Annotated in this window: 16 protein-coding genes; 10 read left to right on the top strand and 6 right to left on the bottom strand. The window is 36.5% G+C overall.

Annotated elements, in window-relative coordinates:
- The first annotated feature begins 168 nt into the window (after positions 1-168).
- Complete coding sequence (locus tag WC623_RS12495) at positions 169-2979, top strand: hypothetical protein (RefSeq protein WP_372851483.1); 2811 nt, start codon at positions 169-171, stop codon at positions 2977-2979.
- 81 nt (positions 2980-3060) lie between these two features.
- Here the strand turns inward: WC623_RS12495 and WC623_RS12490 are convergent, their stop codons facing one another.
- Both WC623_RS12490 and WC623_RS12485 read right to left on the bottom strand, forming a co-directional pair.
- Positions 3061-4215 carry a calcium:proton antiporter gene (locus WC623_RS12490; protein WP_372851481.1) on the bottom strand — a complete coding sequence of 385 codons (1155 nt, stop codon included), beginning with the start codon at positions 4213-4215 and terminating at the stop codon, positions 3061-3063.
- Between the two features lie 66 nt (positions 4216-4281).
- Positions 4282-4842: a Crp/Fnr family transcriptional regulator gene (locus tag WC623_RS12485; RefSeq protein ID WP_372851479.1), complete on the bottom strand. Its 561-nt coding sequence runs from the start codon at positions 4840-4842 to the stop codon at positions 4282-4284.
- A gap of 197 nt (positions 4843-5039) precedes the next feature.
- Between WC623_RS12485 and WC623_RS12480 the strand changes: the two genes are divergently transcribed.
- Positions 5040-5765: a hypothetical protein gene (locus tag WC623_RS12480; RefSeq protein WP_372851477.1), complete on the top strand. Its 726-nt coding sequence runs from the start codon at positions 5040-5042 to the stop codon at positions 5763-5765.
- A gap of 2 nt (positions 5766-5767) precedes the next feature.
- Here the strand turns inward: WC623_RS12480 and WC623_RS12475 are convergent, their stop codons facing one another.
- From WC623_RS12475 to WC623_RS12465, 3 genes are all read right to left on the bottom strand, one after another.
- Positions 5768-7552, bottom strand: a complete 1785-nt coding sequence (locus WC623_RS12475) for a response regulator (RefSeq protein WP_372851475.1) — start codon at positions 7550-7552, stop codon at positions 5768-5770.
- Between the two features lie 76 nt (positions 7553-7628).
- A complete protein-coding gene (locus WC623_RS12470; RefSeq protein WP_372851473.1) occupies positions 7629-7991 on the bottom strand; it encodes a hypothetical protein in 363 nt (120 codons plus the stop codon).
- 286 nt (positions 7992-8277) lie between these two features.
- Positions 8278-9321 carry a hypothetical protein gene (locus WC623_RS12465; protein ID WP_372851471.1) on the bottom strand — a complete coding sequence of 348 codons (1044 nt, stop codon included), beginning with the start codon at positions 9319-9321 and terminating at the stop codon, positions 8278-8280.
- 147 nt (positions 9322-9468) lie between these two features.
- On the opposite strand from WC623_RS12465, the gene WC623_RS12460 reads away from it, so the two are divergent.
- The 8 genes from WC623_RS12460 to WC623_RS12425 all read left to right on the top strand — a co-directional run bounded on the left by WC623_RS12460 (position 9469) and on the right by WC623_RS12425 (position 21802).
- Positions 9469-10476, top strand: a complete 1008-nt coding sequence (locus tag WC623_RS12460; protein ID WP_372851469.1) for an LLM class flavin-dependent oxidoreductase — start codon at positions 9469-9471, stop codon at positions 10474-10476.
- Positions 10477-10614: 138 nt separating this feature from the next.
- The gene (locus WC623_RS12455; RefSeq protein WP_372851467.1) at positions 10615-11193 is read left to right on the top strand and encodes an RNA polymerase sigma factor; all 579 of its coding nucleotides are present in this window, start codon (positions 10615-10617) and stop codon (positions 11191-11193) included.
- A gap of 66 nt (positions 11194-11259) precedes the next feature.
- The gene (locus tag WC623_RS12450; protein WP_372851465.1) at positions 11260-12396 is read left to right on the top strand and encodes a FecR family protein; all 1137 of its coding nucleotides are present in this window, start codon (positions 11260-11262) and stop codon (positions 12394-12396) included.
- Between the two features lie 337 nt (positions 12397-12733).
- Complete coding sequence (locus WC623_RS12445) at positions 12734-16216, top strand: TonB-dependent receptor (protein WP_372851463.1); 3483 nt, start codon at positions 12734-12736, stop codon at positions 16214-16216.
- A gap of 7 nt (positions 16217-16223) precedes the next feature.
- Complete coding sequence (locus WC623_RS12440) at positions 16224-17930, top strand: RagB/SusD family nutrient uptake outer membrane protein (RefSeq protein WP_372851462.1); 1707 nt, start codon at positions 16224-16226, stop codon at positions 17928-17930.
- A 26-nt stretch (positions 17931-17956) separates the two neighbouring features.
- A complete protein-coding gene (locus WC623_RS12435; RefSeq protein WP_372851460.1) occupies positions 17957-19639 on the top strand; it encodes a DUF5018 domain-containing protein in 1683 nt (560 codons plus the stop codon).
- Positions 19640-19668: 29 nt separating this feature from the next.
- The gene (locus tag WC623_RS12430) at positions 19669-21069 is read left to right on the top strand and encodes a family 10 glycosylhydrolase (RefSeq protein WP_372851458.1); all 1401 of its coding nucleotides are present in this window, start codon (positions 19669-19671) and stop codon (positions 21067-21069) included.
- A gap of 127 nt (positions 21070-21196) precedes the next feature.
- The gene (locus WC623_RS12425) at positions 21197-21802 is read left to right on the top strand and encodes a phosphatase PAP2 family protein (RefSeq protein ID WP_372851456.1); all 606 of its coding nucleotides are present in this window, start codon (positions 21197-21199) and stop codon (positions 21800-21802) included.
- Positions 21803-21819: 17 nt separating this feature from the next.
- Here the strand turns inward: WC623_RS12425 and WC623_RS12420 are convergent, their stop codons facing one another.
- Complete coding sequence (locus WC623_RS12420; protein WP_372851454.1) at positions 21820-22413, bottom strand: 2OG-Fe(II) oxygenase; 594 nt, start codon at positions 22411-22413, stop codon at positions 21820-21822.
- Positions 22414-22451 lie beyond the last annotated feature (38 nt).

Raw genomic sequence — 22451 nt, 5'->3', positions numbered from 1 at the left:
TCTTAAAATGCTGATTGCTACCGGCTAGTTTTACATGTACTCAATTACTATAAATTTTGTTTTATTGGATATTTTTTGTCTATTTATAAATTGTTAACGTACCCGTTTTTATTTAAGTAATTTTTTAAATCATAAGTAAACAATTATTCTAGCCAAATAACACCACAGATGAAACCATTTAGAACAAATGTATTAGTACTTAAGCAGAAATCATTATGGTTCTGCTTACTCTTAATCCTACCTTTCTCTTTAATAACCGAAGTAAAAGCTCAGACCGCAGATAAGGGGAAAGCTATAAAGGTTAGGTATAATGCAGAAACAGCAAAGATTAATTCCTCAACCAGCGAAATCATATCAGAAAAGAGATTGAGCAATGGAAAGGGCATGAGCCTAAAAGCAGGAGTTACAGCGGCGATTGAAGGCGAACGTCCCGAAGCTGACCTTACTTTTAACGTAAAACTACCTATTGCTGGACGCTATGTAATGCGCACTTATGCCGTAACAGATGAGGAAGGTGCAAAACTGATGAAAAAGGCGAAAACTAAATATGAATCTATGTATATCAGGATTCAGATTGATGATGTACGCCCAACTAAAAGAGTTGTTTATGTACCTTGGGACAGGCCTTTACAAACTTCAGGTAAGTTTGAATTTAACGGTCAGGATCAACAAGTTAAAATTTGGTTGCCAAAAGGTGTGCGATTTGAATATTTCGAACTTACCCCATATACTCCACCAGCTGTTCCTGCTAAAGCAGAAGCCTATCGCCCTAAAGTAGTTCCTTTGTCCGGGCACCCTCGTTTGTGGGTAAATCAAGAGTCTTTGCAGGTTGTAAAGGGTGGCCTTACTAAAGGCGAAAATACTCCTGCCTGGGAAAAAGTAAAGAAGGCTGCACTTACTCCATTTGATTTCAAATTTGATCCAAATGCAGAAATGAGTTTTAATGCAGGACTTGAAACTGCAGCAGAAAGTAAAGCCTTTTATTACCTGATGACTGGTGATAAAAAAGCGGGGCGTGAAGCAGTAACTTTGATGAAAGACTATCTTTCACATGTAGAATTTGGAAATTTACTGGACATTACGCGTGAAATAGGACGTGCCATTACAGCAGCTTCAGAAGTTTATGATTGGTGTTACGACTTACTTAGTCCGGAAGAAAAGCAAATTTATTGTAAGAATCTAATGAGGCTGGCAGACGATATGGAGATTGGCTGGCCACCCTTTCTACAAAAAGTAGTAAATGGTCATGGTAATGAGGCCCAAGTATGTCGTGATTTACTATCAATGAGCATTGCTATTTATGATGAAAATCCACTTCCTTATCGTTATACCTCTTATGCTATTTTAGAGGAATTAGTACCGATGAGAAAGTTTGAATACCAGTCGCCCCGACACAATCAGGGAGTGAACTACGGTTCATATCGTTTTGGTTGGGACATGCATGCTGCATGGTTATTTTACAGAATGACTGGAAAACCTGTTTTTGATGACAACATTAAAGATGTACGCAATTACTGGCAATATATGCGTACACCTGATGGACAGATGCTTCGTGATGGAGATGGCTTTAACTCAGGCTCTGCAGGTAAGCCTTATTATTGGTCTGCAGCTCAAACCATGTTATTGTGTTATGCTTATGCCGCTGATCCATTACTCAAAGCTGAATTTCAGCGCCAGGGTTCATTGCCAAATAACCCAGTCCTATTTCTCCTATTGAATGATCCAAATCTGAAAGCTGAACCGAGCCGTGAATCACTTCCTTTAACAAAAGACTTTGGGAAAGTACTCGGATCAATGGTCGCTCGTACAGGTTGGAATATAGGTCAAAATAGTAGTGATGTAGTTGCGGAAATTAAAGGAGGTGGTTATATATTTGGAAATCACCAACACAGTGATGCGGGATCCGTGCAACTCTATTATCGTGGTTTCCAGTTTGGAGATTTGGGTTTGTATAAATTTTACGGTACCCCATATGACCTGAATTTCAATAAAAGGTCTGTAGCCCATAGTATGATGCTCGCGGTAGATCCTTCAGAGAAATTCCTTACTTCTGAGTCCAATGACGGGGGAACACGTTTTGTTCAGCGTCATCCTGTAACACCTGAAGAGGTTCAAACTAATCCGTTGTTTTACAATGGAAAGGTATTATCAACCAGTTTTGGGCCATCTAAGCTTAAACCATTTTTCAGTTATTTCTCAGTAGACCTAAAGGGAGCTTATTCTGCTAAAATAAGTGCTTATAACAGGAGTATGATGTTTTTAAATCTGGATAGGGAAGATGTGCCTGCTGCAATAATTTTAACAGATGATATGTCTACTGTTAAACCTGAGTTTAAGAAGTATTGGCAAATTAATGCTCACAACAAGCCATTGCTTAGTGAAAATGGTGTCGTATTGCAAAATCAGTTAGGTGATTTAGTTGGCAAAGCACATGTAGATATTCTAGTTCCAGCTGCTGATGCGAGAAAGCTGGAAGTGTTTAGTGGTGCTGATGCAAACAGTTCATTTAAATTCAAATATGAAGCACCTGTAAGTTCTCTTGCTGAAGGAAAAGGACATCGTATAATGTTCACTCCAAATAAAGAAAGCAACAATGATCATTTTTTAAGTGTGGTTCAGTTAACTTCTGGTGATACTAAGCCGCTGCCGGTTACACATTTAGTTACACCTGTAAGTGATGTTATTGTTTTGGCAGATAGAGTGCTAAGCTTGAACAAAGGATTGGATTTTATTAATCAGCAATTTTCATTTAAGGTGCCTGCTAAAGGTTCTTATCAGATTGTTCTTGCGGGAATGAAAGCTGGCGACTGGAATGTAATCAGTGCAGATGGAAAAGTGAAATTCAATACCAATGTAAAAGAGGGAGAGAATACTATCTTTTTCATCGGTGGTAGCTCTATATATAAAATAACGCCAGGTAAGGTGTCTAATTTAAAAATGCTAAGCACAAATGAAAATAACATGCCAGGAAAAAAATAATCCGATTGTTGGATAAACGATATTTTAAACAAAAAAACGGGCTGTATACAGCCCGTTTTTTTGTTTTCACGTTTGAATTTTCTAAGGATTGAAAATTAGCATTAGAAAAATAACAAACATAACTAAGTGCATAATACCGGATATTGGCGTAGTACGCTTACCAAAAAACGTAAGGAAACTAAGACTTACAGTTATAAGAAACAAAATAGTTTCGGTAGAAGAGATGCCAAAAATAACAGTTTTTCCTGTGATCAATCCAATGATCAAAACTGCCGGCACGGTTAATCCTACCGTAGAAACAAATGCACCATGACAAAGGTTGATTGCTCTTTGTGTTTCATTGTTTAATGCCGCTTTTACAGCTGTAATAGATTCAGGAGTAAACACAATAATAGCAATCAATACTCCGCCAAGCATGGGAGGAAGATTAGCTGCTTTTATTCCAAAATCTACAACCGTAGCCATCTGATGTGACAATAAGACAATAGGCAATATCATAGCAATCAATACAATAGAGCGAATGATGATCTCTTTATTGGTTCCAGTTGATTTGATCTCTTGTACATTTTCTGATGATCCGACATTACGTTGAGCAAAAGGAATTTCCATCATTCCTTTTGCTGGCTGTACATATAGATGTCTGTAACCTTTCATTTGCAATGCCAGAAAAAGTCCGTATAAAATCACAATTAAAGTAGATAATATGATGGCTTGTGTATTTGTGAAAATTCCATTGCCAGCACCAATAATTACATTTGGTAGAAGTAAAGACATGCCTCCTAATAATATAATCATAGAAATATAGGTAAGCGTACCCTGAGCATTATATTCTTGCTCTCCATATTTTAAACCACCTAATAAAATACAAAGGCCAACTACCAGGTTCATGATAATCATCATTACAGAGAAAATTGAATCCTTTCCAATGGTTGGAAACTCTCCCGGACCAAGCATTACTGCAGAGATTAATATAACTTCAATGGATACAATAGATAGTGTTAGGATCAATGTTCCATAAGGTTCTCCTAATTTATGGGCAAGTGCATCCGCTTCTTTTACAACACCAAATGAAGCAGCAATGATGGTAGCCAAAAGTATAATGAAACCAAATATAGCTGCATTTTGCGTCATACCTTCATCTAATAGAGAAGAACCTACGGCATAAAAAAGGCCAACAATAAGCCATACTAATGCCAATCGGATTTTTGTTGAAGTTGGAATAATGGTGTTAATCATGCAGCAAATTTATGTTTAATAATGCTTTCTAAATTTATCCTATGATAATTAATGCTGGGACTATGATTATTTTTCTTTGCGGATTCTACTTAAACTTACCGGGGTAATGCCTAAATAAGAAGCTATAAATTTCAATTGCACACGTTGCAAAAGACTAGGTTTATTATTTAATAACTCATCGTAGCGTTGTTTTGCAGATAGTAACTCTCTTGAAATGATTCTTTCTTCAATCTTTAAAAGCTCTCTTTCAGCAAGTCTTCTTCCCCAGTTAGCAATATGGATGTCTTTCTTATAAAGCTCGCGCAGGTATTCAACTTTCAATTCATACAGTTCACAGTTTTCCAGAAGCTCAATGTTTTCGTATGATTTCTGGTTCTCAACATAACTTTTCATCGAGAGTATAGTTTCACCTTCTTCACCAAACCAGAATGTGATATCATCATCTCCTTGAGGTGCAAAGGCTCTTACCATACCTTTTTTAATAAAATATAAGTGTCTTTCTACTTTGTCAGCTTTTAACAGGATATGCCCTTTTTCAAATTGAACTTCCTTTATGTACTTACAGATTTCAGCACATGTTTCTGGAGGAAGTGGGTAGATTTCGTTTAAAATTTGATCGATTTTCATACTATATATATCTGTTGAAATTGATGATCAATTCCGCATTAAATTTAACATTTAAAACCTTGGCTTATTCATGCTATATCAGTCATTTTTTATGGATAGTTGATACAGAGTAAACCATATTAATGTATTTTGTTGTTTACAATTCAACTTATGGGGTATGTTTTGTGTAATATTAGGTACACACAAATATAACCGATATGAAACAACTACTTATTATCGCATTGGCTTGCTATGGCCTTCGTTCTTCTGCCCAGGTGCAGGAATCAAGAAACTTCTTATATCTCTATTCTGACTCTGTGATCTATGCCAAAGATATTAAACTTCGGCCGGACTTTGCTGGGAACATGCGAATTAGAGTCGATTCAAGAAGCTTCCCCACAGCGCAAGTCAAGTTTTTTAGCAGCAAGGAAGGCTTTTTTGCCAATACACGAAAATTAGGAATTATGAAATATGGAGACTTCTCAGAGCGTATTGTGGAAGGACGTATTAATGTTTTTCAAGAAAGAAAGCTATCCTATTCCCATTTTATTTATGATGCAAATTCCAATCCACATTTTATCCATAATCCTGAGCCCTCGATAAACATCAATATGTATTATAACAAAGGGTATGGTGATTTAAAGAAGTTGAATTATAAAAATCTAAAGAACGATATAGCCGATAATCCGGAGAGTATAGAAATGCTTTATGCTTATCGGAAGAGTATGAATACAAGCAATGTGTTATATACAGCTGCAAGCATATCTATTATTGCAGGGATTATTAGTGTTATTTCTAATGGTAAAAACAGTTATTCAAAAACTAACTTTACAACAGGTCTTAGCTTAGCTGTGGTAGGTTTAGGCTTTGCTACTGGAGGTTATTTGAATTCAGTTTCTGCGGGCAGAAAGCTGGAAGATGCAATTGATATTTACAATAGATAATTCTATTTTGTAAGGTCTTTTATTTTTTTAAACAGATGTTCGGGATTGAATGGTTTAGATAAATAATCATTCATTCCCGCATCTAATATTTTTTGTGCAACATTGTTATTAACACTTGCTGTAAGTGCTATAATAGGAATATTCGCTTTGAGCTTATTTTCCATTTTACGTATCGTTACTGCTGCTTCATATCCATCCATAACCGGCATATAAAGATCCATCAATATGACATCAAAGGTTTCATCTTCTATTTTTTGTATGGCAATTTCTCCATTTTCTGCTATTACAGGAATAATGTTCCATTGTTCCAGTGTCTTTTTTATGACCAGGATATTTACTTGATTATCTTCGGTAACTAAGACCTTTAGATGAGCTAAATCGCACTTGTGGTTTATTAAAGTAGGGGATGCACTGCCATTAAAATTTTGATACTTAAAATCAATATCAAATAAGATTTTTGTACCAATATTCGGTGTACTGATCAAATGGATCTCACTTTTGAACATTGTTAATACTTTTTTAACAATAGCTAGTCCCAATCCTGTGCCACCATAACGTCTGCTTGTACTTGTTGCGGCCTGTATAAAAGGTTCAAATATATTTATCTGTCTATTTAAATCAATACCTATACCGGTATCTTCAATGATGAAACGAACAATCATCTGCTCGGCAGTTAAGTCCTGAATCCGTACTTGTAAGCTTACTAATCCCTTTTCTGTAAACTTGATGGCGTTATTCATCAGATTTAATAAAACCTGTGTTAGTCGTGTAGGGTCGCTATTTACGTGTTTGCCATTTAATTCATCATCAATATGAAGGTCTAAGTCCAGCATTTTCTCTTCAGCTTTTAACTTCAGACTTGAGAAGTTGTTTTTAATTAATGCTGCCAGATCAAAGTTAATACGTTCTAATTGTACTTTGTCCGAATCGAATTTATTAAAATCAAGGATGTCATTAATTAATAAGAGTAGGTTTTCTGCAGAGAACTTAAGTACTGCTAGATTTTCTTCCTGATCCTGACGAGGGTTTTGAAGCAGTAAAGCATTTGATATACCAATTACACCATTTAGTGGTGTACGCAATTCATGTGACATGGTCGACAGAAATTCCATTCTCGAATTTGAAAGATTTTTAACGTCAGTTAGCGTTAATGTGAGCTTCTCATTGAGCTCATTAAGTTTGTTCTTTGTATCCGTCAGACTAATTATATTTCTGTTAAATACCTTAAAAAAGTAGTACTGTAGAAAGATGATGAGCGAAAAATTATAAGTAATTACAAATAGGTAGGTGAATTGGCTAACTTCATGAGGGCCAGTACCCAGATAAAAGTAATTTTTATTGTCTATCGCAGTGTATAGTAAAACAGGAACAACATTTATAGCAGAATAAAACCAGCCCCATTTTAAACCATGCATATAGAAGCTAAGTGCACAAACTATCCAGATGAACTGGAGTGTTTCGATGTTAATGTCCTGAACATAAATAGAGAGATTGGACCATACAGCGAGGGTATGAAACCAAAGAATGATATGCGAAACAGTTTTCCAGGCATGAGTATAATAAGCGAGAGCTATTAAAGCAACAGTAGCTGTAAAGACAATACACACCCTAATGAGGTGTAATGATTCACCGCCAAGTGAATAAGCAATAATCAATATACCAGTGAACAAAAGATATAAAACCAATATATATGCCAGCATTTTAATTCGTGCCTGGTTAATTGGATCTTTTTCTTTGATCACTAATTTGTTGAAAATGCCACCAATTGGCTCAAAAAAGTAAGTCATGATTAGTCAATAAAAGCGTTAAATAGGAATTTTGGTCTAAAATACAATTATTTAACGTTTTTTATATGTAACATTTTTACCTCGAACGATCGCCGCTTTTGACCTCGCTTAGCAGAGAAATAATTCTTTCCTTGTCTTTTAGCTGATCTTTTAACGCAGCATTAAGCTCCTTACAATTTTTTAAAGCATCACCATATTCTATAGGCGGTTCAGCAAGAATGTTTTTTTGAACAGTAGCCGATGTGTCCTCTGTTTTGAAGAAATTACATGGTGAAACATTAAGTACTTCTGCCATAAGCAAGAGGTCTTTATATTTAACAGATTTATTCATTAAACCAAGTCTTAGACCATCTACAGTTTTACCAACTTTTTCAGCAAGCCAGGTCAGCGATCTTCCTTGGCCTTTTAATATTCCCTCTACAATTGCTTTTAAAGACATACTTTTTTTATTGCAAAATAAGGAATTTATGATAATAACTATGTCGAAAGGTTTATATTATTATGTCTTTTCGCATAAAAATTATGTGTTCTAATTAAAAAAAGAGGTTTTAGAAACTATAAAAATATTAGCTGTATTAGGATGAGGTATTTGGAGCTTTAACTTTATGACATTTTTGTTGTAAAGAATTAATATTTTTTTTATACTTTTACCTCGAGAGCGTTAATTTGCGGGGGCACAAGTCATTCTGACCGGCCTCCGCTTTTTTTTTGAAAACAACTGAGGTTTAGAGTTTTACCTGCCTGATAATGTTTTTGATATTTAGCTCTATAATGTCTGTCATGCTATTGCATTCAAGGTATTGATCATCTTCAAAATACTCGCCCATTTCCTTTTTTAATCTGCTTATATTCTCTTCAGTTGTTAATACTTCAGTGTTAGATACATCTCTTAAGTCTGTAAGTCTGTGACGCTCACTCCGTACCCTATGTAAAAGAGAAGATTTTTCTTCTTGTTGGTATTGCAGATAAGTTTTATCTGTCAATTGATCCATACCCATTTTTACATAGGCATAGTTTTCTTTGAAAAATTGAGGTAAATACACTTTTATATTTCCTTCATAAAACTGCTGGTCAAAGTCAATAGCTCTGATCCTAAATTGAATATCATCAAAATCAGGAGTGATTTGAACTACAAAATTATATGCTCTCATATCGCCAAGTAACATTACGAGGCAGCGTTCATTAAACTTTACAAACTCTTTTGCAATACGGGTGGGATTGTATTCAGGGTTATGCAAATAGTTTTTTGCGAAAACATCACCAGGTATTCCGGCAATATGTTCTTCAATCAGCGTCTCTCTATCTACCAGATAATTAACCTGATTGGGAGATAGGATTTCTTCCAGTTCTAAACCATAAATTCGGGAAGCATCGGCCTTTTTTACATAAAAATAATCATATACATCATTTAAGCGATTTACAATTCTAATGCGGAAAGGGTGGGTGTTACCAAAAGTACAATATTCAATTTTATCAATGTACTTATGCTGAACAATCCGAAGATTTCCAGAAGCCTTTAAATTGGCATAGATTACTTTTAACCCATTGTACAGTTCCTCAATCCTATCAGCCGAATAAATAGGACCTCTCCATAAAGAGTCTTTACCATATTTATCCATTATCGGGTAAGATTCATCAAATATCAACAGATCATCATAACCGATAGGAAGCTTTGATTCCCTTTGATACTTTTTAAGATATTTTTGCAAAGCAGGAGAAACCGGAAAAATCGGTTTCTTTCTGGATATTTTTACATCACTGGGCTCCATTATAAAATAGTTTCAGCATAAATATATCCATTAATTTCATTTGAAATTCAAAAGCATGTGGATTTAAAGTCATATCACTTTAGTTGGCTAAGTTTTGTTGTTTATACATTGTAGTTTTGGTTTAGATGAAAACATCAAATAGATATAATGAAAAAATTGCTTAACTCTATTCCTTTTTCTGTACTCGATTTGGCTACTGTAATAGAAGGAAAAACACCTGCTGATACCTTTAAAAATAGTCTTGATTTAGCCCAACATGTTGAAAATTGGGGCTTTAACAGATATTGGCTTGCGGAGCATCACAATATGATTAGTGTGGCCAGTTCGGCGACATCTGTTGTCATCGGGCATATTGCTGGTGGAACGAAAAAAATCAGGGTTGGCTCAGGGGGCATCATGTTACCAAATCATTCCCCACTAATTATAGCAGAGCAATTTGGGACATTAGCTTCATTATATCCTGGTCGGATTGATTTAGGATTAGGAAGAGCACCAGGCACAGATCAAGTTACTGCTGCAGCGATAAGAGGTGATCTTCGCTTTCAAGCTGCTCAAGATTTTCCAAAGGAAGTTTTAAAATTACAAACCTATTTATCAGCAGAAAATAGTACCAGTCATGTAAGAGCAATTCCAGGAGAGGGGCTTGATATTCCAATTTGGATATTGGGTTCCAGTACAGACAGTGCACGATTAGCTGCAGCTTTTGGCTTACCTTATGCATTTGCCAGTCATTTTGCCCCAGCACAATTTATGAATGCGATTAATATCTACAGGCAGAACTTTAAACCTTCAGAACATTTGAGCGAACCTTATGTCCTGGCCTGTGTAAACGTTGTAGGTGCTGATACTGATCAGGAAGCAAATTACCTGGTAACGTCTCTTTATCAATTGTTTATGGGGATTGTTACCGGAAAGCGTAGATTGCTGCAACCACCTGTAGATAATATGAATGACATTTGGGATGTATACGAAGAAGAACAAGCTAACCAAATGTTGGCCTGTACTTTTGTGGGAAGCAAGGAGACACTGAGAACAGATTTACAACAGTTTCTGGATCAGACTGGAGTAGATGAAATTATGGCTACTTCGCATATTTTTGATCATACAGCAAGATTAAGGTCGTATGAAATAATGGCTGAAGTATTTAAAGTCTAATCTCCAGATTCGTGTAATCCAATGCCAATATTTGAAAATATTTTTTTAATATTGGCATTATCTTTATAAAATAAATTTAAAACTAATTGTTTTAGATTTATATGGGATTAACCAAGTATGACCTGGATTACATAGTTTATGGTGCTGTATAGAGAATCTTCTGATACTGAATTAATAGGCTTATTAAAGTCTGGAGACAGAATTGCATTTACAGAAATTTTTAATCGCTACCAATCTCTGCTTTATATATTCGCTTATAAAAAGATCGGAGAGCGAGAAGAAGCAAAGGATCTTATTCATGAATTATTTCTGACACTCTGGGAGAAACGGGAAGATATACATATTGCCGGGACATTACCTGCCTATCTTTTTACCATTATTAAAAACAAGATATTTGATTTATATAAACATAAAAAAGTATCTCAGCGTTATTTGGATATTTTTCAAAATTATCTTGATACCAATCAGAATGCAACTGATTATTTAATAAGACATAATGATCTTAGTGCTCTTATTGAAAAAGAAATTGCTGCCCTTCCTACAAGAATGCGTGAAGTTTTTGAACTTAGCCGTAAAACTAATTTGTCGCGCAAGGAGATTGCCAGCGAGTTAAACTTATCAGAACAAACTGTTAAGAGCCATATGCATCATGCACTTCGGATATTAAAAACGAAGCTTGGTGCTTTAATTGTTTTCATACTGATCAGCTCTTCTTAATTATTTTAATTTTTATTTAACCCCTCTGGTTTCGGAAATCGTTATGTACTTAAATAGCACGGAACAATGGACGAACAGAGCGCAAAAAGTTTAATATATAAATATCAGGCAGGAACATGTACCCCTGAAGAAAAGGCCATTGTAGAGAACTGGCTCATTGCGGGGGAAGTAACAAAGTTCAATTTGTCGGATGATGAACTTGATGAGGATCTGTTGGATTTACAACAAAGATTGCACACCGATATCGCTCCTAAACGTAAAACGTTATGGCCACGCATAGCAGTAGCTGCTTCTATTTTGGTTTGTTTAGGAATTGCTATTTATTCTTATACTGATTTAAACAAAGAATCAGCTGTAGCTACGGCCTATAAAGACATCGCGCCGGGTAGTAATAAAGCCATTTTAACGCTTGCCAACGGTGCTAAAATCTCAATTACTGATGCAAAGAATGGGGAGATCATAAAAGAATCAGGCATCGTAATTTCCAAGACTGCTGATGGAAAGCTGGTTTATAAAATGATGGATAGAAATAAAAGATCAAGAACCAAAAATCCGGCTTATCATACCATCGAAACACCAAGAGGGGGGCAACATCAGGTTATACTTCCTGATGGTACCAGGGTTTGGTTAAATGCAGAGTCATCGATAAGATTTCCAGAGTCTTTTGTTAATGTTAAAACCCGAAATGTTGAGCTTAAAGGGGAGGCTTATTTTGAAGTGGAAAAAGACCCTAAACATCCCTTTATTGTTAAAACAAGCATACAGGAAATAGAAGTTTTGGGAACACACTTCAATATAAATAGCTATTTGGATGAGCAAAAGTCAGTTACCACATTATTGGAAGGCTCTGTTAAAGTTCAGGCTTTAATGCATCATAATTTCAGTGTGATTAAACCTGGTCAGCAGGCTATTTCAAAAGGGGCTAAAGATCTTAGTATAGCTGTAGCAGATATTGACCAGGTAATGGATTGGAAGAATGGAGATTTCATGTTTAAAAAGGAAAGTTTAAATGGCATTATGAGGAAAGTATGCCGTTGGTATGATGTAAATGTAGAGTATGGTGAGCAAGTAGACATCAACCAGACCTATAGTGGGTTGGTATCAAGATCAAAGAACATTTCGGAAGTATTGAAAATTATGCAAGCTGCAGGTCAGTTGAAATTTGATGTTATTGGAAAAAAGGTAATCGTAGAAAATAACTAACAGATATAATTAACCAAAACAGAGCCTGGAAAACCTAAAAGGCTTTACTTAAAACCAAACAAAATGAATAAGAACTACAGAAACAGTACTTAGGCGATCTGCCTGACAAGATTAAAAAATACCGGGAGTGGTGGAACACGCCCGGTAATAGTTTACTGCTTTGTCCATTAAACCCAAATTAGATTTGGGTATTGTTAAACAATTTATTAATGAATGATGTGTAGTGTTTCCCCTTGTAAAGTAAGCACTTCACAGAATAAACAGATTCAAATGTATGAAATTTTACATTAAAAGCCTATGCAGGCCACCTGCCTGTATAACCAACTTTTTGTCGACGATGAATCCACTAACACGGCTCGATTCGACAGTTAAAAGACAGATTATTATGAGGGTTAACCTGATTATAGTATTATTAACTACTTCAATTTTACACCTGAGTGCCAGCAGTTTCAGTCAGAATGTAACTTTAAAGTATAACAATGCTGCATTAGTAAGCGTGTTTAAAGAGATCAGACTACAGACGGGGTATGATTTCTTTTATAACGACAAGTTAATGAGCAATGCGAAGCCAGTTAATCTGAGCCTTAAAAATGTGAGCCTGGAAAAGGCACTGCAGATTTGTTTTAAGGGACAACCCTTAAGCTTTAGCATTGAAAATAAAACAGTAATTGTTAAGGAAAAAGAGATGGGCATCATTGATAAGGTGCTCGACTACTTTTCTGTGGCTGATGTCCGAGGTCGTGTATTGGATGAAAAGGGACTTCCTCTGATTGGTGTTAGTGTCAGGGTTAAGGGATCAACCTTAGCAGTCAGTACCAATAGTAATGGTGAGTTTAGCATTAAACTTCCTAAAGGTGATGAAACGCTGGTGTTTAGTTATATTGGGTTTCAAACTAAAGAAGTTGATGCGAATAACAACCCTGTTATTAATGTAACGCTGATTGAAGCCAATAAAGGGCTCGATGAAGTGATTGTAGTAGGCTACGGTACACAAAAAAAGAGAAATGTAATTGGTTCTGTGGCTCAGATTAATAGTGCTGATCTGAAGCAAATGCCTACTATGAACGTTACGAATATGTTGGCTGGACGCTTACCAGGCATTACCAGTTGGCAACAATCTGGTCAACCGGGAGCTGATGATGCATCGCTCAGAATTAGGGGGACATCCTCATATGAAGGGGCACAGGGGCCTATTGCCATTGTAGATGGTGTTCAAAGACCATTTGCTCAATTGGATCCTAATGAAATTGAAAGTATATCTATTCTAAAAGATGCTGCAGCTCTTTCTGTATATGGTTTACAAGCCGCAAATGGAATTATTCTTGTAACTACAAAAAGAGGAAAGGCACAAAAACCTAACATTAGTTATGATGGAGCGGTAATTGTAAACTCCAATACTCGCTTCCCTAAATTTTTAGATGGTCCAGACTATATGGAATGGTTTTCAAGAGCGGAAGAAATGGATAATGAGTACAGGATAAGTATTGATTCAGATCCCATTCCATTAACTTATAACCAATCACAAATCAATGCGGTAAGGAATGGTACGAATACAAATCCATTATTAGGGAATTCGGATTGGATAGGCGAATTTTTAGGTAAATCAGCTACTTCACAAAGTCATGGAGTGACTGTTAGGGGTGGAACTGATAAGGTTAAATATTTCTCTAATCTAGGGTATCTGGATCAGGAAGGAGTAGTAGCCAATACAAATTATAAAAGGTTTAACCTGCGTACCAATCTTGATGTTCAATTAAATGATATTCTTTCTGTTGCATTCGACATCAATGCCAGGATGCAAAAGACAAATACACCTGGTATATCACCAGATAATGGGGCGTATATGAACCCATTTTATCAGGCGGTAAGGATGTTGCCTAATATGCCTATGTATGCAGAAAATGGACTTCCTACAGCTTATTTAAGTAATGCAGGTTATGTTAATCCAATTGCATCGGTTATGCAGTCAGGATACCAACGTGGTGAAACAAATGTATTTCAAACCAGTTTAAGTTTTAATGTTAAGGTTCCATGGGTTGATGGATTGACTGGAAAGGTACAAACATCATTCGATAAGAATGCAACTGAAAATAAGGGATGGTTAACTCCGTATAAAATGATGGGACGAACCAGATCAAGACCTACAGGTAACTTTGTGCCGGTTGAAAGTCCTCCTGGAATTACTGTTAATACATTGAGACAAAGTTATAGTCAAAATAACAGATTGACCTTTCAGCCAAGTTTAAATTATTCAAAAACATTTGGTGATCATACGGTAACAGGACTAGCCTTATATGAGTGGTCCAGGTATAGAAATAATGTGTTCTCCGCAGGAGCTAGAAACTTTGCACTTACAGAACTACATGACATAGATTTTGGTAGTGATGCTCCGCTGGATGTTATTAAGCCTACAGGATCAAGTGGTTCCACAGCAAGAAATGGCTATGTGACAAGGGTGAATTATGCCTACAAGAATAAATACCTATTTGAAGCTGCATTTAGGGCCGATGCGTCTATAACCTTCCCCGAAGAGGGTCGATGGGGATATTTTCCTGGAGTAGCTTTAGGATGGATTGCCAGTGATGAAGGGTTTTTTAGTAAAATAAAGGAAACTGTAAACTTCTTTAAAGTTAAAGCATCTATGGGTGTATTGGGTAAAGAGGCTTCAACTGCATTTGCTTATTTGCCTAGCTTTAGCTTAACTAAAGATCCTGTAGTTGTCATTGGAGGCATTCCAGTTAATGCTTTATCCACCGGTTCGCCACCTAATAGAAATTTGACCTGGGAGCGTCATCGCTTAACAAACGTAGGTTTTGAGGCTGAATTGTGGAATGGTAAATTGGGAGTAGATTTTGATTATTTCTATAAAGTAGTCACTGATATTTTAACACCAAGAGCTGCTTTATATCCAGCTTCAATTGGAGCTTATCATCCATCTACATTCAATGATGGTATAACAGACAACAGAGGTTTTGATTTGCAATTAAGACATCGTAATACAATAGGAAAATTCAGTTATTCCGTTACAGGTAACTTTAACTGGGCTAGAAATAAAATCATTTTAATTAATGAAAACCAGAACTTACCAGCCTGGCAAAAGAGAACAGGTCAGCCAATCGGACAGAAGTTAGGATTTGTTGTAGATGGGTTTTATCAGAATTGGGATGAAGCTCGTAATGGTTCATCTCCAAGTAGTGGGATCATCGCTCCCGGATTTTTTAAGTATAAAGATTTGAATGGTGATGGTAGAATTACAAGGGATGCTGATATGACTTTTGTAGGAAAAAGCAATATGCCAGAAATTATGTATGGCTTAAACTTTGAAGCTGCTTATGCTGGTTTCGATATTTCGTTCTTATTTCAAGGAGCAGCAGAGTCAAGTGTTGCTTTAGCCGGCGTTTATGAAGGGTCTTCAGGCACATCTGGTATTGAAGACAACAGTCCCTTTACCAAAACTTTCTATGGATATGGAAACTCACCATACTATCTGGTAGAGCAGGCTTGGAGGCCAGATAATCCTAATGCAAAGTATCCTCGTTTAACATCTGGTGGAGTATCACTTTCACCACATAATGCCAATGCAAATTCTGGCTTTATCATTAGTAACGATTATTTAAGGTTAAAGGCCATTCAGTTAGGTTACACACTTCCAAAAAGATTGTTTAAGTCGAAAATTGAAAAAATGAGGTTTTATGTTTCAGGGTTTAACCTGTTTACCTGGGATAAACTGAAATATCTGGATCCTGAAATGCCAAACGTAAACAATGGATTCTATCCACAACAAAAAATGATTTCGGGTGGTGTTAACTTAATATTCTAATAGTTTTATGAGAACATATATAAAAGCACTAAAAAAATCAGCTCTTATAGCAGGCGCAATTCTGACTATGAGTGGTTGTAAGATTGATACAGATCCACTTGATCGATATACTGATGTTGCTGTTTATCAAAATCCAGCTAATGTCAGACTATACATAATTGGTATGTATAATGAGTTTAACACCTTTAAGTTCGGTACTTTTCCTATTGGCTATGATAATGCAACTGATGCATTAACCGATGTTATGAAATATACATCTGCACTTTCAGGAAACGGGACTGTGAATATCCTTGCTTCTGATGCATCTAGAGTAAATGCTTCCGGACCAATGTTGAATTATTGGAATGCTGGATATTCAAGAATTCGTAGACTTAATGAGTTTTTGGAGGGTTTAGAAACAAAGGCTCAAGGTTTGGATGAAACCGCAAAACTTAAGTTTCAAGCTGAGGCCAGATTTATAAGAGGTTACGTTTATTTTTGGCTGGTAAAATTGCATGGCAGTGTTGTATTGCATGATAAACTCGTTGGTCCGGAAGGAAAAGACAAACAACGATCAAGTGAAGACGATTGCTGGAATTTTATAGCAGCGGACTTTTCTTTTGCTGCCCAGTATCTGGATAAAACCTGGGATGCTGCAAATAAAGGAAGAGCAACAAAAGGTGCTGCTTATGCAATGTTAGCTAGAACCTGGTTATATGCTGCATCAATTGCTGAATATGATAAAAAACAATTTAATGCTGATGAATTGACTGGCGTACCTGCTTCAAAAGCTGCTGCATACTATACCAATGCTTCGAACGCTGCTGATGAAGTGAAAAAGTTGGCTGCAGAAGGCTTGTATGAATTAGAAGCCAATTTCGCTTCTATTTTTACGAACAAGAATACCAAAGAAGCTATTTTTAAATTAGATTTCATTCGCCCTCAGATTACGCATCAGTACGATCTTGGTTTTGCGCCACCCAGAGATGAACCAGATAAGGTTTTAGTTTATGGGGTACCTACAGCTGAACTGGTAGATGAGTTTGAAATGAGTGATGGCTCTACCTTCTCATGGTCTAACCCAGTAATGGCAGCAAATCCTTATGCTAATCGTGAGCAAAGGTTTAATGCCACTATCCTGTATAATGGCTCATCATGGAAAGGTCGTACTATCAATACAACAGCGAGTGATAATATTGAAGGTATTGCTGAATATGGAGGGACAGATCCTAAAAGAACTGTAAGTGGATACTATGCTAAAAAGTTTCTTGATCCTTTAAATACCAATATTTCACTTAATAGAAGCGATCAAAGTTGGATAGAGTTGCGTTTTGCAGAAGTATTGTTAATTGATGCAGAAGCAAAAACTAAGATTAATAATATTACAGGTGCTAAAGAATCATTAAATACCCTTAGGAATAAAAGGGGATTGCCTAATACACCTTCACAGACTCTATCAGAAATGATGATTGCTATAGAGCATGAGCGCATTGTAGAGTTAGCTTTTGAAGGACATCGTTATTGGGATTTAAGAAGATGGAGAAAGGCACACCTTGTCCTGAATAATGTTCGTTTTACGGGTCATAAAGGTGAACCGAATGGGGGCTCTATAAATTATACAACAATACCTGTAGATAATACCAATCGTCAGTTTACTCCTGCACTTTATTATATCCCTATTATTCAGGACGAAATTCTGAGGAATGATGCAATTACCCAGATCAAAGGATGGTAATATTTAGTTATAACATTAAACTTTTAATGATGAAGAGATTATCATTGGTTTTTATAGTTACTACACTGGTCGGTCTGGTGTTTAACTCCTGCAAGAAAGCAGAAAAAGTAGTTCCAAATACAAAAAATGAACTAGCTGATATATACGGTACAATTGAAGGAATGGGTAGCCAGCGACTTTTTGAACCCCGCTTTAGTGCGGGTATGGATACCATTTATTTTGATATTCCATACTTTTACCCAGTTAATTCTGATTATGCTGTAGATCTTTCAAAAATTATTATGAGATCTACCGTACCTTCCGATGCTATTGTTACTCCAGCATTGGGCACGGTTAGGGATGTATCCAAACCCTTTACTTTAAGTATCACATCCGGCTCTGGCGAAGTCAGATCTTATGTTGTGGTATCGAAAAAAGTAGGGGATGTGTCAATTACAAAAGCCACGGTTAAATATCAGGCAGGGACCTCTACGCAGGAAGTCGAAGCCATGGTTAAAGAGAATGAAGTGATTTTTTATATTTTGCCAGGTGCTGATTTGACAGCAGCAATTTTTGACCTTGAAATCAACAGCCATTCTACCAGTTCATTGGCAAGTGGATCAACAGTTAATTTATCTCAAGAATTGCCTTTAACTATTACAGGCATAGATGGATTGAAGAAAACTTATAAGATAAAAGTTGCAGAACCAGTTAAACTGGATTATGGTGTAGGTATAAATAGGAGAATGTGGACTAAAACTGCAGCTGAATTAGGTTTTACTACCAATAATGAAACTTCTATTGCAGTAACGGGAGATTATGTGGTTACTGTTGTTCGTACAAACCCAGCTGTTTACAGAGTATTCAATAGAAATACTGGTGCATTTGTTAAGAATATGACATTACCATTTAGTGCCCTGGCTATGCAGGTGGTGAATGATGCTGAAGGTAATCTTATAGGCTCAACCTTTGCCGGTAAAAATGGTAAATTCCTGGTTTACAAATGGAGTGATATTGATGCCACACCGGTTAAATTAATCGATTGGACCAATAACAATCCAGCAGCTATAACAGGTGATGGTGGTGTAGGCAGAAGATTGAATATTTACGGTGATGTGAATACAAATGCAGTACTGATGACTACAGGTGGGCAGTCGACGATTATTTACAAATGGAGAATTGCAAATGGTGCATTGGTTAGTAATACACCTGAAGTAATCAATTACAAATCAGTTGTTGGAGGTGCTGCAAGTTTTATGGGATATAATGCAGATGCGCAGCCTACTTCTACAAATGCCAATACGGATTACTTTATCAATTACCAGTTCGAGATTGGTTTGGTTAATGGAACTTCACATGAAAGAACCATAGGCTTTGCTAATGAAACAGCTAATTTTGGTATTTTCCATTTCGCAACAGATTACGTGGTGTTTAACAATGCGAAGTTCCTGGCCATACAGAAATTTGTAAAAACTTTCAGTTATAACAATGCAGTATTAGGACTTTATGATGTTACGGAAAATTCTAAAATCAATTTATCCGCTGCTGATCCAAGGTACAAAACTTTTAATATTTATAATTCTGAGGAATTCCTTGGCGCGACAGCTAATTCGAGTGGGACAGGTGATGTCTGTATTGCATTAACACCAGATAAAGAACGAATGCAGGTATTTATGTTACTAACCAACGGTGGTATACTCGCTCATGAGTTTACAAAATATACCCCTTAAACCATTATTTGAAATTAATTGGAAATCTTATGAAGAAGATGATAAAAATAACCATGATATCAGCATTACTTTTTGCAGGCTTTATAGCTTGCAAAAAGTCGACTGTAGCAAAGGGTGATTTACCTGATGATAAAACTACTATGTTGCCTGATACCATGCGTAGAAACGAAGCTATTGCATGGGTTGATGCCCGTTCAAATGTTTTTGGTACTTATGGCAGGTTTAGTGATACTGCTAAAATCAGACGTGTGCTTGATACCCTTAAACAAGTGGGGGTAACAGGTCTGGTACTTGATGTTAAAGGCTCAAATGGTTACACCATGTATCCAAGCAATTACTCTATACAAGTAACTACGCTCGACGGAAAGAGTTTTACACCTGGTGTAGATTATGTAGGGTTTATGATTGAAGAAGCTAAGAAGCGTAACTTCAAGATTTATGCTTCTATAATCACTTTCGTAGAGGGCTCAGCAGGTAAAGGAAAGGTATATGAAGACCCATTGTGGAGAGATCAATACCAGTCTATCGTTTGTGATGAAACAGGCAGACGTGTACCGGTAGTCTCAACCGGCAGAAATGGCTTTGTTAACCCCTCTATTCCCGCAGTTCAGGAACATGCGCTTAACATCGTTAAAGAGATCGTGGGTAAATATAACATCGACGGTATGATATTGGATTATGCAAGATATACCGACATAGATGCAGATTTCTCTGATTTCAGTAAAAATGATTTCATCAAGTTCCTGGAAGAGAAATACGATGATTCGCAGGCAAAACGCATGGAGTTTCCAACGGATATTGTTAAAAGCTGGAAAATTGTGAGTGGAGTAGTTACGCCGAATGTTACCGGTAAATATTATAAGCGCTGGTTGCTTTATCGTGCTACAGTAATTCATAACTTTTTTGTAAAAGCCAGAGCTGCTGTTAAAAGTGTTAAACCGAATATGAAATTTGGTGTATATGTTGGTGCATGGTACAGTAGTTATTATTCGGTAGGAGTGAACTGGGCAAGTCAGGATTATGATCCGTTTAATGACGAAGAGTTACGTTTTGACTGGTCGTACCCTGATTATAACAAAACAGGTTATGCAGAGCAGCTTGATCTGTTGATGACAGGTAACTATTTTACGCAGTTGATGCTGGCAGATAATGCCGCTACAGCAGCTTTAAAATATCATTGGTGGAGTGTTGAAGGTTCTTTAAGAGGAGGTAAATACATTACTCGTAATAAAATGCCATTATACGGTAGTATAGATATGGGGAATGTGGATTGGCCAAATCAGCAAGCCATTAGTAAAACCATTAAGTATATAAGAGAAAATGCATCTGGTGGTGTAATGTTATTTGATGTGGTACATGTTTATGCGCCACAATACAACCGACTTAAACAGCCTTTATGGGAGGCTCTAAGAGAGGGTTTGAAAAAATAGTGTTTAAGTTTGGATAGGAGCGGTCACCACCGCTCCTTCTTTTTTGTGTAATTTTTCAGGTGTATTATAAACACAATCTGTAAATTATTGTCAAAACTTAGTACTTTGCGGCTAAACAGTTTTAGTCATGAGGAGCCTTTGTTTTAGATACCTGTTTTTATTTACTTTTATTTATACAGTATCCTCGCCGATACAGTTAAATGCTCAATCTAAATTACAGCAGCTGGATGATCAAATATTGATCAATTTGTCTGAAAGCAGGACTCCCGAAAAGACAGGCTTCTTTCTATTCATATCAAACCATAATGACTGGGTTAATATCGGTGTGCCTGTTGGCTTGCTTGCAGGTGGAGTAATAGGAAACGATAAACAAATGCGACAAAATGCACTTTATGTGGCCAGTAGTTCCGCTGTTAATGCCTTGGCCACCTTGCTGATTAAGAAAATAGTAAAGCGCCCAAGGCCATTCCTGGGTAATGTTAAAATCCGGGCTGTTTATCAGCCTGCTCACTATTCTTTTCCTTCCGGACACACTTCCACTGCTTTTACTACAGCTACTGCACTTTCGCAGGCTTATCCTAAATGGTATGTGGTTGTCCCCTCGTATTTATGGGCAGGTTCTGTTGGTTATTCAAGGTTATATCTTGGTGTGCATTACCCTACTGATGTTGCTGCAGGTGCATTATTAGGTACTGGTGCAGCTTTTTCGCTACGTTCAATGCGTGCCGATTAACATCATGAATAAACATTTTAGCCAATTTTTAACCATCCAGTGATGCTCATTCTGGGTTTATTGGTTAGTAATACCTCATGTGGTAGTTCGCTGCTTTTAAAGAACACACTCTTTCCGCTTGAGGGAGATATATTTTGCAGACGATCTGAATGATGGATGCACAACTCTCCGCCATCACTGGCTTTCCAATCCTGATTTAAATACATAATCATAGAATATTGTCTTACATCATTATTCCTGAACTGATCTATGTGTTTTTTATAAAATGTCCCTATATCATATAGTGTATAATGAAACTCATAACCTGTAATTCCGGTATAACATGTTCGGTTTAAGTATAGAATAAAGGCATCAATAAGATCTAAGAAATCATTTTCATGGATGTTGTTGTGGCTACGGTCTAACCAGTGTATTTTATCACTTCTTAAACTTTTATCATGGGCAACTAAAACATCATTTCCAGTTCCTGCAGAAATCATCTGATGAGCAGTATTTAGTTGGATGAGGTTATTGATAAGGTGTGCCGAAAGTGCTGGATTTATAAAGTTTTTAGCGATACCAACTTTATCGTTTACGAAGCTGTTTATCAGCTGATCAAATATTTTTTCCAAAGGAATAATTAAGATGGAAAGGTAGACTAATTATATTG

Origin of the sequence: Pedobacter sp., assembly GCF_041645105.1 — a bacterium.
In the GTDB taxonomy this organism is placed as follows: domain Bacteria; phylum Bacteroidota; class Bacteroidia; order Sphingobacteriales; family Sphingobacteriaceae; genus Pedobacter.
The sequence above is the reverse complement of the archived record's forward strand: the minus strand, read 5'-3'. Positions and strand labels throughout refer to the sequence as shown.

Coding starts and splice junctions, on each gene's coding strand:
- WC623_RS12495 (WP_372851483.1), top strand. CDS start 169: ATGAAACCATTTAGAACAAATGTATTAGTACTTAAGCAGAAATCATTA.
- WC623_RS12490 (WP_372851481.1), bottom strand. CDS start 4,215: ATGATTAACACCATTATTCCAACTTCAACAAAAATCCGATTGGCATTA.
- WC623_RS12485 (WP_372851479.1), bottom strand. CDS start 4,842: ATGAAAATCGATCAAATTTTAAACGAAATCTACCCACTTCCTCCAGAA.
- WC623_RS12480 (WP_372851477.1), top strand. CDS start 5,040: ATGAAACAACTACTTATTATCGCATTGGCTTGCTATGGCCTTCGTTCT.
- WC623_RS12475 (WP_372851475.1), bottom strand. CDS start 7,552: ATGACTTACTTTTTTGAGCCAATTGGTGGCATTTTCAACAAATTAGTG.
- WC623_RS12470 (WP_372851473.1), bottom strand. CDS start 7,991: ATGTCTTTAAAAGCAATTGTAGAGGGAATATTAAAAGGCCAAGGAAGA.
- WC623_RS12465 (WP_372851471.1), bottom strand. CDS start 9,321: ATGGAGCCCAGTGATGTAAAAATATCCAGAAAGAAACCGATTTTTCCG.
- WC623_RS12460 (WP_372851469.1), top strand. CDS start 9,469: ATGAAAAAATTGCTTAACTCTATTCCTTTTTCTGTACTCGATTTGGCT.
- WC623_RS12455 (WP_372851467.1), top strand. CDS start 10,615: ATGGTGCTGTATAGAGAATCTTCTGATACTGAATTAATAGGCTTATTA.
- WC623_RS12450 (WP_372851465.1), top strand. CDS start 11,260: ATGGACGAACAGAGCGCAAAAAGTTTAATATATAAATATCAGGCAGGA.
- WC623_RS12445 (WP_372851463.1), top strand. CDS start 12,734: ATGAATCCACTAACACGGCTCGATTCGACAGTTAAAAGACAGATTATT.
- WC623_RS12440 (WP_372851462.1), top strand. CDS start 16,224: ATGAGAACATATATAAAAGCACTAAAAAAATCAGCTCTTATAGCAGGC.
- WC623_RS12435 (WP_372851460.1), top strand. CDS start 17,957: ATGATGAAGAGATTATCATTGGTTTTTATAGTTACTACACTGGTCGGT.
- WC623_RS12430 (WP_372851458.1), top strand. CDS start 19,669: ATGAAGAAGATGATAAAAATAACCATGATATCAGCATTACTTTTTGCA.
- WC623_RS12425 (WP_372851456.1), top strand. CDS start 21,197: ATGAGGAGCCTTTGTTTTAGATACCTGTTTTTATTTACTTTTATTTAT.